At 61.2% G+C, this 14,706-nt stretch carries 10 protein-coding genes; 2 read left to right on the forward strand and 8 right to left on the reverse strand.

Going from position 1 to position 14,706, the window contains the following annotated elements:
* Positions 1-383: 383 nt before the first annotated feature.
* Complete coding sequence (locus EO99_RS0115990; protein WP_051679903.1) at positions 384-1,952, forward strand: Fic family protein; 1,569 nt, start codon at positions 384-386, stop codon at positions 1,950-1,952.
* A gap of 321 nt (positions 1,953-2,273) precedes the next feature.
* Here the strand turns inward: EO99_RS0115990 and EO99_RS0116000 are convergent, their stop codons facing one another.
* From EO99_RS0116000 to EO99_RS0116035, 8 genes are all read right to left on the reverse strand, one after another.
* The gene (locus EO99_RS0116000) at positions 2,274-3,536 is read right to left on the reverse strand and encodes a glycerate kinase type-2 family protein (protein ID WP_029619631.1); all 1,263 of its coding nucleotides are present in this window, start codon (positions 3,534-3,536) and stop codon (positions 2,274-2,276) included.
* 39 nt (positions 3,537-3,575) lie between these two features.
* On the reverse strand, positions 3,576-4,427 hold the full coding sequence (locus EO99_RS0116005; protein ID WP_029619632.1) for a 2-hydroxy-3-oxopropionate reductase: 852 nt from the start codon (positions 4,425-4,427) through the stop codon (positions 3,576-3,578).
* Positions 4,428-4,430: 3 nt separating this feature from the next.
* Positions 4,431-5,216 carry a 2-oxo-tetronate isomerase gene (gene otnI, locus EO99_RS0116010; RefSeq protein ID WP_029619633.1) on the reverse strand — a complete coding sequence of 262 codons (786 nt, stop codon included), beginning with the start codon at positions 5,214-5,216 and terminating at the stop codon, positions 4,431-4,433.
* Positions 5,217-5,229: 13 nt separating this feature from the next.
* Entirely contained in the window at positions 5,230-6,942 is a 1,713-nt protein-coding gene (locus EO99_RS0116015) for an ABC transporter ATP-binding protein (protein WP_029619634.1), read from the reverse strand.
* Positions 6,943-6,954: 12 nt separating this feature from the next.
* Positions 6,955-8,130, reverse strand: coding sequence for an ABC transporter permease (locus tag EO99_RS0116020; protein WP_037112182.1), 1,176 nt, complete (start codon positions 8,128-8,130; stop codon positions 6,955-6,957).
* Positions 8,131-8,139: 9 nt separating this feature from the next.
* Positions 8,140-9,126, reverse strand: a complete 987-nt coding sequence (locus EO99_RS0116025) for an ABC transporter permease (protein ID WP_029619636.1) — start codon at positions 9,124-9,126, stop codon at positions 8,140-8,142.
* A 28-nt stretch (positions 9,127-9,154) separates the two neighbouring features.
* Positions 9,155-11,269 carry a family 10 glycosylhydrolase gene (locus EO99_RS0116030; protein ID WP_029619637.1) on the reverse strand — a complete coding sequence of 705 codons (2,115 nt, stop codon included), beginning with the start codon at positions 11,267-11,269 and terminating at the stop codon, positions 9,155-9,157.
* A 103-nt stretch (positions 11,270-11,372) separates the two neighbouring features.
* Positions 11,373-13,301 carry an ABC transporter substrate-binding protein gene (locus EO99_RS0116035; RefSeq protein ID WP_029619638.1) on the reverse strand — a complete coding sequence of 643 codons (1,929 nt, stop codon included), beginning with the start codon at positions 13,299-13,301 and terminating at the stop codon, positions 11,373-11,375.
* Between the two features lie 205 nt (positions 13,302-13,506).
* Between EO99_RS0116035 and EO99_RS0116040 the strand changes: the two genes are divergently transcribed.
* Positions 13,507-14,520 carry a LacI family DNA-binding transcriptional regulator gene (locus EO99_RS0116040; RefSeq protein WP_029619639.1) on the forward strand — a complete coding sequence of 338 codons (1,014 nt, stop codon included), beginning with the start codon at positions 13,507-13,509 and terminating at the stop codon, positions 14,518-14,520.
* Positions 14,521-14,706: the final 186 nt, after the last annotated feature.

Below are 14,706 nucleotides of genomic sequence, written 5' to 3' on the forward strand. Positions count from 1 at the left end.
CTATCGGCGTGATGCCTTTCCATCGCCACCTCAAGCTCTCATCCGTTTGGTCAACAAAAAAGACGTCTACAGGTATCATTCCTTAAAAAATGATCTGTCTGTTTATCATCCTTGCCCAGCCGCAAAACGGCCGTGCCATATTCAAATGCGGCGCGTCACCACCATGCTTTGTTAGAGGCAGGCCCATACTTCCGCTCGCCTTTGGTACTCGTGCCAGAGAAAACCGCGCCTTTGCCCTGCTACCCAAATAAGCCACGACAATGCGCTTCGGTTACCGAAAATCATGAACTCCCGATATTTGGCATCATTCTTCATTGGAAGTGATCGTTTTTCATGCAATCTAAGTATCCGTCACTGATTATTCACAAAAAGGCGCTGAATTTATGCCTCGCGCACCGCAGAAGTCCTTTTCAGGCCCCGTAGCTGTTTTTCTCGAGCGGTGGCTTCCTGAGGAAGCAATCCCTGCGGGATATGCCGCCTTGATCAATGCCTATGAACTTGCTGTGCCGGTACCGCGTACGCTGGCGGCGATTGGCCCGCGCCATAAGGTCTATGAAACCGACGGCTGGCGTATCTTTACGCCCCGACACCAGCCCGCCAGCGCGCTCGATGCCCAGCTTATATTTGCCCTGCGCTATGAAGGGCTCGACCTCGCTGTTCTGAAGTCCCTGTTCCGCACTACCGGACCCGGCCCTATCGCGGAGATCGTCCGCGCGGCTCCGACGGGATCTTACGCGCGCCGCATCTGGTTTCTCTATGAATGGCTCCTGCAGGAGCAGCTAGACCTGCCCGACGCGGCCGCGGGTGTTTATGCGAGCGTCGTTGATCCCGAGCGCCAATGGGCTGTCGCGGGATCGAGCTCGACCCGCCATCGCGTGAAGAACAATCTGCCGGGTACTCCTGATTTTTGCCCGATGATCTTCAAGACGCCGGATCTGAATGCGTACGTTGCCCGCAATCTTGCCGCGCAGGCGCGCGCGCTCGTCGCGAATGTCCCGGCCGACTTGCTGGCGCGCACCGCAGCTTTCCTTCTGTTGAAGGATTCGCGATCCAGCTTCGAGATCGAAGGGGAAGATCCGCCGCAGGATCGCATCCTGCGATGGGGGCAAGTTATCGGGGAAGCCGGACGGCGTTCCATCGATCTGGATGAGCTGTTGCGCCTGCAGCGTATCGTAATCGGCGATGCGCGTTTCGTGCAGCTGGGCTTGCGCACCGAAGGCGGGTTTGTCGGCGAGCATGACCGCAATACCGGTACGCCAATCCCTGATCATATCAGTGCCAAGCACCAGGACCTCGAAGAGCTGATGAATGGCCTGACCGCCTTCGACCGCCTGACAGCTCCAGAGCTTGATCCGGTTATTGCTGCCGCGGTGCTGGCCTTTGGCTTTGTCTATATTCATCCGTTTGAAGACGGTAATGGACGTCTTCATCGTTTCCTGATCCATCACGTGCTGGCTGCATGTGGGTTCAACCCGCCCGGGATTGTGTTCCCAGTATCGGCGGTGATCCTTGATCGCATAGGCGATTATCGGCGCACGTTAGAAAGCTACTCGCGCAGATTGCTGCCTTTGATCCGCTGGGTGGCGACCGAGCGTGGGAATGTCGAAGTGCTCAGTGAGACTGCTGACTTTTATCGCTTTTTCGATGCCACACCGCATGCGGAATTCCTATTCTCGTGCGTGGCACGGACGGTCGATCTCGATCTGCCTGCGGAGACGGCTTTCCTCGCTGGCTACGACACCTTCAGGAAGCGCGTGTCTGCCTTGGTGGATATGCCTGACAGGATTATGGATCTGCTATTTCGCTTTCTGCGGCAAAACGATGGAACGCTTTCCAAGCGCGCACGCGAGCGAGAATTTGCTCAGCTCACGGATGCAGAGGCCGCAGAGATAGAGTCCATATACAGGGGGATTTTACCTAACCTTGGCGGGGCCAACAACGGCATCAGCTGAACTATGGATCAATGCGAGGGCCCTAAAGCGGCCTTTGACATCAACAAGGCGGTGAAGGACGTCCTGCAACGTTTCACGGATGAACTGACAGCCCGTTTTCTGCAAATCTCGCACATGTTGCAGATCATTCCTGCAGTGAGCGGCTTGGGCCAAGACTGTGTAACACACCATCCTGATGTCGTGGAATCAAGTTCATCGATCCGAGAACCGGAGGAGCTCGCAGGACACGTCCATGCCTGACCAAAGGCATTGGGTCGATGGCGTGCGGATTGACGTGTCGGGCTTTCTGCGATGTCGGTGTCCGGTATGTCTGACTGTAGATCATGGAATGAGAATGGCTCTCAGATCATTGACGTTGACACCTGTGGGGCCGCAAACGAACAGATCACCGACGGCGGAGAAGGCACAATAGCTGTCGTTCGCTTGTAGTCGGGCGCAACCGTTGACCTGTTGTGCCATGAAGCGCTCCACACTGGTGCCATCTGCAAATGCGCCGGCGTTGTCTCCCGATCCGTCTATGCCATCGGTATCAGCCGCGAGCGCGAACACATCGAGACCATCAACGGCGAGCGCAAACGACAGCGCAAACTCGCCGTTGCGCCCGCCTTTTCCGTCTCGTGTTCGGAGAGTCACAGTCGTCTCGCCGCCGGAGAGCAGCACGCAGGGGCGATTGAACGGGCTGTTTTGCATCGCGATCTCGCGCGCGATGGCCGCGTGCACGCGGCCAACTTCCCGTGCCTCGCCCTCCATGCAATCGGACAAGACCACAGCCGCAACTCCTGAACCGCGTGCGAAATCGGCTGCCGCTTCAAGCGAGATCCGAGCGGAGGAAACGAGGTGATGGTCGTGGGTGGCAAAGACCCGGCTGGCGGGGTGCGGTGCGTCGGCTGCGTCCGTGCCGATGAACTCCAGCATTCGCTGCGGAAGCTTGAGCCGATACCGGGTTATGATCTCGAGGGCGTCGCGGCGGGTGCTGCGGTCGGGAATTGTGGGGCCGGAAGATACCAATGCCGGATCATCCCCGGGGATATCGGAAACCACGAAACTGACCACCTTGGCCTTCGTCGACGCCGCCAGCCTGCCCCCCTTTATTGTTGAAAAATGCTTGCGAACGACATTCATGGCTGAAATCGGAGCACCCGAAGCTAGCAGCTCCTCGTTCAAGGCAACCTCGTCTGCGAGAGCAAAGCCGGCCGGAGGTGCCGGAAGCAATGCCGAACCCCCGCCACAGATCAGCGCAATCACAAGATCATCGCGGGACAGGTCGGACACGCTCGCCTTGAGCGCCTCGGCGGCCACCATGCCCGCCTTGTCCGGCACCGGATGCGCCGCACTGATCACATCTATCCGCAGCGTTTCACACTCATAGCCATAGGGTGTCACCACAACACCGCTCAGGGGACCATCCCAAAGGCTCTCGAGCGAACGCGCCATCTGGGCGGCGCCCTTTCCGGCGCCGACAACGACGACGCGACCGCTGGGGGGAAGAACCGGCAGCAGCTCCTTGATCCTGTGGAGCGGGTCGGCAGCTTGTACGGCCGCCTCATACAATGCTGTCAGAAACAGACGGGGGTTCTCTATCATCGACAATCGCTCCCGTCGGCCTCCCATCCGTCAGGGCGCCTATAGCGCATGGATAAGCGCCGCATGATCTTTCTCACCCAACCCCTTAGCCAAGGCTCCGTTCATCAGCTGGTGGACGATGGCCGTATTCGGCAACATCAGCTGCAACAGACGCGCCGACTCCAGGGCCAGCGACAAGTCCTTATGGTGCAGGCGAATGCGAAAGCCGGGCTCGAACGTCTCATTGATCATCCGCTCCCCATGAACTTCCAGGACACGAGATGCTGCAAACCCTCCCATCAGCGCCTTGCGGACGACGGCAGGATCGGCTCCCGCCCCGATGGTAAACCTGAGCGCTTCCGAGACGGCCTGAATATTGAGTGCGACAACGATCTGGTTGGCGACCTTGGCGATCTGTCCGTCACCCACCCCGCCAATCAGCGTGATGTTCTTGCCCATCCTTTCAAACAGCGGCCTGGCCCGCTCGAAGATCTCCGGCTTGCCGCCCACCATGATGGTCAAAGAGGCAGCCTGTGCGCCGACCTCTCCACCCGACACCGGCGCATCTAGGTAATCGCACCCGCGCGACGCGACCCGGGCGGCGAATTCCTTCGTCGCAAGCGGCGAAATGGAACTCATGTCGATGATCAGCTTGCCAGGCTCAACGCCGCTCACCACGCCGTCTTCGCCGAAGAGAACCTGCTCGACATCCTGTGTATCGGGAAGCATGAGGATGATGATGTCTGCCGAGCGTGCCACCTCCGATGCGGACGCGCAGGCCGTTGCACCGCCTTCGACAAGATGGGCCGACGCAGGCTTCACCCGATGCAGGTAAAGCTCATGACCCGCCTCGATCAGATGCTGTGCCATCGGGCGTCCCATAACACCCAGTCCGATAAATCCGATTTTCAATGGTCAGCTCCCTTTCTGATATGTCTTGAGCCAGCCCAGGCCCGCGCTTGTGCCGGCTGCCGGCCTGTATTCGCAACCCACCCAGCCCTCGTAGCCGAGTGCGTCCAGCCGCTCGAAGATGAAGTCGTGGTTGATCTCGCCGGTACCCGGCTCGTGGCGGCCGGGATTGTCGGCGATCTGGACATGGCCGATCCGGCTCTGCAGTCTCTCGAAGGTGGCGACGAGATCGCCCTGCATGATCTGCATGTGATAGAAGTCGTACTGGATCAGCAGGTTGGCGTGACCGACTTGCTCCATGAGCCGCTCCGCCTGATCGGTCGTCGTCAGGAAGTAATCGGGGATGTCGCGGGTATTGATCGGCTCGAAGACCAGCGATATCCCGGCATCGGCCAGCCGCTGTGCGGCATGCCGCAGATTGCCCACCAGCGTGGCTTGCGCCACATCCGGCTGCACACCGGCAGGCATGATACCGGCGAGGCAATTAATCTTGCCGCAGTCAAGCGCGCGGGCGTACGCGATCGCCTTGTCGACCGAGGCTTGAAATTCGGCAACCCGGTCCGGCAGGCAGGCGATCCCGCGCTCGCCCGCCGCCCAATCGCCGGCCGGAAGGTTGAACAGGGCCTGCACCAGATCGTATCGCTTCAGTTCAGCGGCGATCACTTCCGGGGGCGCCTCGTAGGGGCTGACATATTCCACCGCCTTGAAGCCATCGGCGGCGGCGGCGGCAAACCGTTCGATGAACGGATGCTCCGTGTAGAGCATGGAGAGATTGGCTGCGAACTTCGGCATGCTGAAGGGCCCTTTAGAGTTGGTCTGCGCGCAGGCGGTGAAGCATGCGCTTGTGGCGGGGATCCGGATTAGGAACGGAGGAAATCAGCCGCCTCGTGTAGGGCTGCGATGGGTTGGTGCAGATGGTCTGCGCATCGCCGACTTCGACGATTCTGCCCTTGTGCATGACGGCGACACGATCGCAGAAATAGCGGACAACCGAGATATCGTGCGAGATGAAGATGAAGCTGAGCTGCAACTGCTTCTGGATGTCGATGAGGAGATCGAGGATCTGGCTGCGGATCGACACATCGAGAGCGGAGGTCGCCTCGTCCGCGACGATGACCTTGGGGTTGAGGGCGAGCGCCCGGGCAATACCGATGCGCTGGCGCTGGCCGCCCGAAAAGGCATGCGGGTAGCGCTCCATCGCAAGCGGATCCAGGCCCACCTTGCCCAGAAGCTCGGCAACCCGCGCCTCCACGGCCTTGCCCGACATGGCCTTGGAGATGACGAGGGGATCGCCGATGATCTGCTTGACGGTCATGCGCGGATTAAGCGACGCGAACGGATCCTGGAAGATGAGCCGCACATCCTGATGGTAACGCCGCAGGTCCGCCTTGCCGAGCGAGGTGACGTCGACAGGTGCGGCAGCGGCATCCGCGCGGTACGACACCGTCCCGCAGGTCGGCTCGACGATGCGCAGGATCATGCGCCCGAGCGTCGTCTTGCCGGAGCCGCTTTCGCCGACGATCCCGAGGTTTTCGCCCGGGAAGAGGTCGAGACTGGCCTTGTCGACGGCCACCAGTCCGCGGCCGCTGCTGCGCGCGAACATGCGTGAGGGTGCGCCATAGATCTTGCTGAGGCCTCGCACGGAAAGCACCGGCTCGACGGAGGGCGCAAGCGAAGCCGGCAAGCCGCGCGCTGTCGCTCCGCTTTCGAGCTTCACCGTCGCCTCTAGAAGCTGGCGCGTGTACGGGTGCTGGCTGGCGTGGAAGATGTCATCGACCGGCCCCTGCTCGACGATCTTGCCGAAGCGCATGACGGCGACTTCATCGGCGACCTCGGCGACGATGCCCATGTCGTGGGTGATCAGCAGCATCGCCATCCCGCGTTCGTCCTGCAGCCGCTTGATGAGGTCCAGGATCTCCGCCTGGGTGGTGACGTCGAGCGCCGTCGTCGGCTCGTCGGCGATCAACACCTCGGGATCGCAGGCAAGCGCCATCGCAATCATCGCCCTCTGTCGCATTCCGCCGGAAAACTCGAAGGTGTAGCGGTCGGCCATCAGTTCCGGCTGGGGGATCTCGACCTGGCGCAACAGGTCGACGCATCGCGCCTTGGCCTCCGCTTTCGACACCCGCCCGTGCAAGCGCACGGCCTCGACGATCTGCGACCCGATGGTATGGACCGGCGACAGGGAGCTCATCGGCTCCTGGAAGATCAACCCGATCCGCCCACCGCGGATGGCGAGCACCTCGCGGCTGCCCTCCTTAAATGTCGCCACATCCACAGGCCCGTTCGGGCCGTCGAGCAGGATCTGGCCGCCAATCATCCGGCCGGGCTTGTCGATGATCCGCATCAGGGCGCGTGCCGTCACCGATTTTCCCGAGCCGCTTTCGCCCACCAGAGCCAGGGTCTTGCCGCGCTTCAGGTCGAAGCTGACGTCGCGTACCGCGTGCAGCACATGCGTTCGCAGGTTGAAATCGATGGAGAGACTGCGGACCGAAAGCAGCGTGTCGGGCTTCATCATCTAACCTTCCTCTCACGCATCATAGGGATCGGCTGCATCGCGCAGACCGTCGCCGAAGAAATTGAAGGACAGCACAGCGAGCACGACGGCGCAGCTGGGCCAGATGAGCAACCACGGCGCGGTTGCGACGGTTCGCACGTTCTGGGCATCCTGCAGCAGCACGCCCCAGCTGACGACCGGCGGCTTGAGACCGACGCCGAGGAATGACAGCGAGGTTTCGGCAACGATCATTGTCGGGATGGCGAGTGTCACCACCGCAAGGATGTGGCTGGTGAGCGACGGCAGGATATGGCGGAAGATGATCCGGCGCTCGCCGGCTCCGTCGAGCCTCGCGGCGGTGACGAAATCATCACCGCGCAGCGCGAAGAATCGTCCCCGAACCTCTCGCGCCAGTCCCGTCCAGCTCAGCAGCGAAACGATGAGCGTGACCATGAAATAGACCGAGAGGGGCGACCAGCTGAGCGGGATGGCAGCCGCCAGGCCGAGCCACAGGGGAATGGTTGGCATGGCGCTGACGATCTCGATGATCCTCTGGATCAGGGTGTCGACCCATCCACCGTAATAGCCCGAAACCGCTCCCATGATCACGCCGAGCGTCAGCGAGATGGCGACCCCCACCAGGCCGATCGACATGGACACGCGGGTTCCGTAGATCAGGCGGCTCATGAGATCCCGCCCGAGGCGATCGGACCCCAGCAGATACATCGGGTCGCGCGCCTCCAGCGGCCCGATCAGATGGGTTTCCATCGGGATGACGCCCCACAGCTTGTAGGCCGCGCCTTTGACGAAAAAACCGATCGGAATGATTTTCGTTTCATCGACGACAAAGCTGCGACGCAGTGCCTGGGGCTCGATCTCGATCTTGTAGCCCTTGACGTGCGGGAGAAAACGGGTGCCGCCATCCGCCGCGGGAGCAAACAGGGCAATCCTCTGGGGCGGCGCGAAGGTATATTGCGGCCTCGACGCGTTCGGCAGGCCGGGCGCCAGGAACTCGGCGAAAGCGCCGATCAGATAAAGGACCAGGATGACGCCTGCGGCAACGGCGGCAATCTTGTGGCGCAAGAAGCGTTGGCGGATGAGTGTCCATTGGCCGGCGGCTTCCAGGGTCACCACCTTGCCGCCCGATTTCAGCGGGCTGACGGCTGGACCGGTCTCCATGACGGCGGCAGAATTCGTGTCTATCAGCATGGCAAGCCCTCAGTTGAACCGGATCCGGGGATCCAGCACGGCCAGAAGGAGGTCGGAAATCAGCATCCCGACCAGCGTCAGCACCCCCATGAGGAGAATGAAGCTGCCGGCCAGATACATGTCCTGACCGACGAGGGCCCGCAGGAGCAGAGGTCCCGCAGTGGGCAGATTGAGGACGATGGCGGTAATGGTGACGCCGGAGACGAGGTCGGGCAGCACCCAGCCGATCGAGCTGACGAACGGGTTGAGAGCAATGCGGACCGGATATTTGAGGATCACCTTCCGCTCGGGCAGCCCCTTGGCGCGGGCGGTGACGACATAGGGCTTGCTCAATTCGTCCGAAAGGTTCGCCCGCAAGATCCTGATCATCGCCGCGGTGCCCGACATGGCGATGACGATCACCGGGATCCACATATGGCTGAGCATGTCCTGCAGCTTTGCCAGGCTCCATGGAGCATCGGCGAAGGCCGGCGAAAAGATCCCGCCGACGCTCTGCCCGAGGAATCGGTAGCTCGCATACATCAGGGTGAGCGCCATGATGAAGTTGGGCACCGCCAGCCCAATGAACCCCAGCAGCGTGAAGGCATGGTCGCCGAACGAGTGGCGCCTGACTGCGGAATAGATGCCGATCGGCAGGGAAATCGCCCAGACCAGCAGCAGGCTCGCCAGCGAGATCATGAGCGTCGATCCCATGCGATCCCAGATCAGCGTGGACACCGGCTGGTTCCACTCGAACGAATAGCCGAAATCGCCGCGCGTCAGGATCCCCGTTATCCAGACCAGATACTGGACGTAGACAGGCTGATCGAGACCATACTGGGCCCGCAGCCGTGCAATCGTCGCCGCGTCGAGGTTCTGTCCGCCATCGGCCATGGTTGACAGGAGCGACGTCAGGTAGTCGCCCGGTGGCAATTGGATGATCATGAAGGCGATCAACGACATGCCGAACAATGTCGGGATCATGTAGAGAACGCGCTTTGCCACATAAGCCAGCATGGTTTCCTCCCGCTGCGTATTCCTCGGCTTACGAATGCCAGGTGATATGAACGGTTTCCAGCGCCTCGATGAAAGGCACGCGGATTTCCAGACGATCTGCGACGACGCGGCATGGACGCGGCTCGCCCGTGACCAGCAGCTTGACCGAGGCCGACGTGCGACCCTCCGGCATTTTGATCGATACCGCCTGCTCCCCGATCGGGAAGATCTCCCGCAGCGGCCCCTTCATCATCATCGGGTTGGTCAGGTTGACGAGAAAGATCGCCATGGCGTCGTCGCTCTCGTAGACGGCGATATCGATAATACCCTTGCCTTCGACCCGGACGCGATGATCCTTGCCGATGGCCCAGTTGACAGCATTGGCGATCAGCCGCCCGTGATCGGGAGCAAGGACCTTCCAGAACACCTCGCCGATATTCCATGGAATATAGACAACGCGTCCGCCGTGGCTGGTCTCGTGTGCGATGACGGCAGCGCCCTGTGGTGCCTCGCGGGGGTAAACCTCCTCCATCGGCAGATCGGGAAAATCGGGCACGTAGAGGAAGGGTGTCTGCGCCTTCGCATCCGCATCGACGCCCATGAGGCGTGTCCCGCCGATAATGCGCGCCGCGCCCTCGTAGCCCCGGTTCAACGGATGCGGGTCGGACAGCGCGACATAGGTATTCTTCACCGGTCCGCGTGGAGCCGACGTCAGAGACGCTGCAAACACCCGCGCCAGCCCGAAATCGTCCCGCCTCCTCCCGATCTCGTCGTAAAGCGAGGTCTCGTTGGCGGCGACGACCGAGCCGCCGCGCTGGACGTAGCTTTCGATGGCTGCACACTGCGCGTCGGAGAGATAGGTGGCGTTGGCCAGCACGATCAGCTTGAAGCGGTCCAGCGCCTGCGGCGTCATGACCTGATCGGAGAGGAATTCAAACGGAAGGCGCGCTTCCACCAGCGCGTGATAGAAGCCGAGATCGTTGTGCTCGGCGATATGCCGTTCTTCCGGTGCCCAGTGCCGCAGCGTCGTCGACGGATCGATGATGGCGATCTCGGCGGTTGGCTGCATCGCGTCGATCTGCGGCTCTATCTGCGCATGGAGATTGAATGCGTCGACGACGGGTTGCACCCAGCGATCATCCGGGACACAGGCGTTGAACTTGGTAAACCAGGGAAACAGCCCCTGCGCGAAGCCGTCATGGATCCACAGCTTGATTTCTTCGCCGCTCTGGACGGAATCCTTCCAGCGATATTCCTCCTCCGGTCCGATGGAGGTGATCAGCCCGACCGGGCGGTCGCGGAACGTGCCGCGGATGCGCTTGCCGTTGCGGCCGGCAGACCAGCCAACCTCGACGCCCTGGCGGGCCTGGTGATCGACGAACAGGATCGGGCAATGCTTCTGGATGAGAGACAGGTCGAATTCCATCAGCGAGGAGCCGCTCATGTTGGGGATGAAGCTCGCATGCGACCGGATGGCCTTGACGGTTTCATCCCAGTAGACGACCAGTTCGGTCAGGATCCGCCTGCGCCACGCTGCCCATGCCTGCCAGGCCGGATCGCTGGCGTCGGGTTTTGCAGGCAGATCAAAGCCGGTTTCATCCCGGAACCGGCGCTGGTTGTCCTCGCTATAGGAGACCCCGTGCCCCTGCCACCGGTTGGCGAACACCGCATCGATGTCGTATTTGGTGACGACTTCGCGGATCACCTCGGTGGTGAAGTCGCGGTTGTAGCTTCCCAGCGCATCGGTGACGAAGATACCGGGGAATGCCCAATGCTCGCGCGGGCTGCCATCCCGGTTGATGGCCACCCATTCCGGATGCGCCTCGGCTGCATCCGCATGGATCGCATGCGGATCGACACGCGCCATGACGTGCATGCCGAGTTTGCGCGCGCCCTCGACGATGGTCCCGAACGGGTCGCTGCCGCCGATGAACTTCGATACGTAATGCAGGGGGATTTCACTGGGATAATAGGCGATGTACCCACCGGCCGAGAGGCACACCGCGTTCGACTTCGTGCGCCGAAACACGTCGATCCAGAATTCCGGGTCGTATTTGTCCGGATCGTCTTCCGCGAAGGTCAGTTGCGTCCAGCGGGTGGCCGACTTGTACCATTCTGGGGAGCGAACGGTGGAGCCGATGGTTGTGTTGGGTCGATGCAGCATGTGGATTTCCCATGGCAATAAAGTGCCGGCGCGCCGTGAGGCACGTGCAACAGGTTTGAAGTCCCCGCCCCGGTCCTGTCAGAACCGGGACGGGACGAGGTGATTAGGCCTTGAAGAAAGTCTCGGGATTGGCAGGTCCCGGCGTCGGGTATCCCCAGGAGTTCGGCATCGTCTTGGGAACGTTGTGCATGTCGTTCTTGACCACGCCGTAGCTGTCGCTCGGCAGGCAGACGCCGAAGACGTAGAACTGGTCGGCGGCAATCTCCAGGATCTCGGTCATCAGCTGCCGCTGCACGTTGGGATCAGGCGATCCGAGAACCCGATCATATCGCTCGAGTGCGTCCTTGACCGGCTGGGGAGGCTCGACGGCACCCTTGGACGCCGGATCGCGGTACCACAGCTGCCACCCCTTGGCATACAGCGCCTCGGTCGTGTTGGGGATGAAGTAGCGTGGATCGAGGATGGCCGCGATGCCCCCATTGCCGCCGAAACGGTGGGCGGTGGCATCGAACTCGATGCCCTGGCGAACCCGGACCTCCCAGAGCGACCGGTCCATGCTGCGCATCTGCACATCCACCCCGACCGCCTGAAACATCGGCAACGCCAGCTGGAAGATATCCAGGAAGGTCGCCCTTGCCTGGTCGATCTCGAATATGATCGATACCCGCTTGCCGCTGTCATCCAGCCGGAACCCCTCGCCGTCCTTGTTCGGCAGGATCTTGTCCAGCAGGCCATTGGCAGCATCAGGATCATACTGGGTGAACTGGGTCGCAAGCCTCTCGTTGTAGAGCGGATCGTCGGCCCGCACGGCGGGCTGCGAAATCGTTCCCTGCCCGATGAACACGGTATCGATGATCGCCTGGCGGTCGAGCGCCATCGACAGCGCCGCCCTGAACTCCTTGTTGTTGTAGAGCTTGCGCTTGGCTTCGTCCGGATGGTTGAGATTGAGCTGAAAGACCATCTCATTGGCTTCCGTCGAGGTCAGCGTGTAGAAGCCGAAATTGCCCTGCTCCTGGGAATCATAGAGCACCGCACGATTGGCAGGCGTGGCAATATACTGATCCATCAGATCGATCTCGCCCTGCATTGCCTTCAGCAGCAGGACCTGCGCATCAGCCACCATCTGGTAGACGATGCGATCGAGGTAAGGCAGCTGATTGCCTTCGGTGTCGACCTTCCAGTAATAGGGATTGCGTTCTGCGACAGCACGATCGGTGCTCTGTCCGGGCGCGACGGTCATCTTCCAGGCGTGGATGACGGGGCGCTGCGAGTTCTGGAAGAACTCATTGTCGACGACCAGGCCCGCCTCGCGCTGGAACAACTGGATCCAGCCGGACGCACCCTTGGTCTTGGCTTCCTCCTCGGCATTGGGATTGTACTTGATGTGGAACTGCTTGAGGTAATGCTTTGGCGCCCGTGTCGTCTGGTCGTCGTTGGCCCATGCCAGCCGAAGCGGAAAAAGCCCATTGGGGGCGGCGAAGATCACCTTGAACGTCACGTCGTCGACCACTTCGAAGCGCGCCTTCTGGCCGCCTGCACGCAGGTGGTTCTGGCCCACATCGTTGAGACCTTCGTAGTCGAAGATATCCTCGTACCAGAACATGATGTCTTCGGTGGTGAAGGGCTGGCCATCCGACCACTTCATGCCCTTGCGCAGCCTGAACGTGAACTCCGTGGCATCGGCATTGCTTTCGAAATGTTCTGCGACGTTCGGCACCACGCCCGACCAATCGGGCGCATACCGCACGAGAGGCTCGTAGGCCTGGTATCGGAACAACATGGACAGGGAACCGCCACCGACGATCGCACTGTTCCAGTCGCCCCCATGAGTGCCGACGCGATCGATCGGCGTGACGATCAACGGGTTGAGCGGCAGGCGGTCGGCAACCGCCGGGAGATTGCCTTCCTTGACCAGGGCCTCAAGCACAACAGGCTCCCTGGCGGAGTTGGCCAGCACGACAGCGGGCATTGCAGGCAGCAGGATGGCGGCGGTGCTCGCGGTGAGAAACGCGCGGCGACTGAACCCTTGCATGGTATTTCCTCCTCTCGTCATGTCCTAGCCGAAAGCCGCCCCTCCTCAGGTTCGCTCCCGCCTCGTTCACTGTCACCGATCCGCTTCGGACACTAGCTTACGGCTTTGCATTTGTGATAGCTTGCATTAGGTGATTTGTTAGGTAAAGCGTTATGTTGAGACTTATCTCCGCGAACAGCATCACAAGTGATCGAAGGGGTCTGCCATGAGCCGCGTCACGTTGCAGGACATCGCCAAGGACACCGGCCTGTCAAAATTTGCGGTCTCCTGCTCGCTATCGGGCAAGCCCGGGGTCAGCGACGCCACACGCAAGCGCGTCGAGGATGCCGCCACGCGATTGGGATACCAGCGCCAGAAACCCTCAGGAGAACAGCGCGAGATCACCCTCATTTTCCATGACCTGGTCGACAGCGTCAGCTACGAGCTGCGCACCATGCTGCAGGACGGAATGCAGCAGGAAGCACACCGATTGGGTCAGCCGGTGCGCCTGCAGTGGACTCATGATGCCAATCGGGTGGAAGCTCTGGCCAAGGACAGCGCCGGCATCATTCTGGTTGGCCCCCATGAGCAGAGAACGCTGGATATCGTCAGATCGTCCGGTGTTCCCGCAGTTCGCCTCGGCTGGGTTGCCCCTCTCGAACAGGCCGACCATGTCGGCGGTACCGACCATGAAGCAGGGATTGCCGTCGGCGAATACCTGATCGGCCTTGGACATCGTGACATTGCCTTTCTCCAGGGCGAGGAAGGCTATCGCGGCCGCATGGAACGTTATTACGGCCTGCGTGAAAGCCTTGAGCGATACCCTGACGCGCGACTTCATGACCTTCGCTTCAAGGAGGACGGAGGCTTCATTCCCGCGCTCCGGTCTCTCCACGATACCGGGATTGCACCCACGGCCCTGTTTTGTGCGCACGACGGACTTGCTCTCACTGCCGTTTCCGAGCTTCTCGCGCGCGGCTACAAGATCCCGGAGGATATGTCCGTCGTCGGCTTTGGCGATTTCTCGGCGGCGACGCAGATCTCTCCGCAGCTAACCACCATCAAGGTGCAAGGCCTGGAAATGGGTGCAACAGCCTTGCGGCTGCTGCTGGAACGTATCGAGATGGCAAGCCACCCCGTACCGGCCAGACGGGTGCTGATCGCATCGACGTTCATCGAGCGGCGATCATCGGGCCCGGCCCCTAAGCGAGGCAAGAGCCTCGTCGAGACGACAAGGTGATATCCGATCTCTCAAGCGGATTGCCACCTGCAGGCGCGGTGATGAATCGCCAAGACACGGAAGATCCCTAAGAGCCCCTGGAGCCGGACGAAAACCCGTTCCGGAACAAAGGTGACGGACCCGGTTGCCGCGCTCCCCCGCACGTGCCCAGAGACAGATGCGCCAACCAATGACCCAAGTCTGCCA

Source organism: Pseudorhizobium marinum, assembly GCF_000705355.1.
GTDB classification, from domain to species: Bacteria; Pseudomonadota; Alphaproteobacteria; order Rhizobiales; family Rhizobiaceae; genus Neorhizobium; species Neorhizobium pelagicum.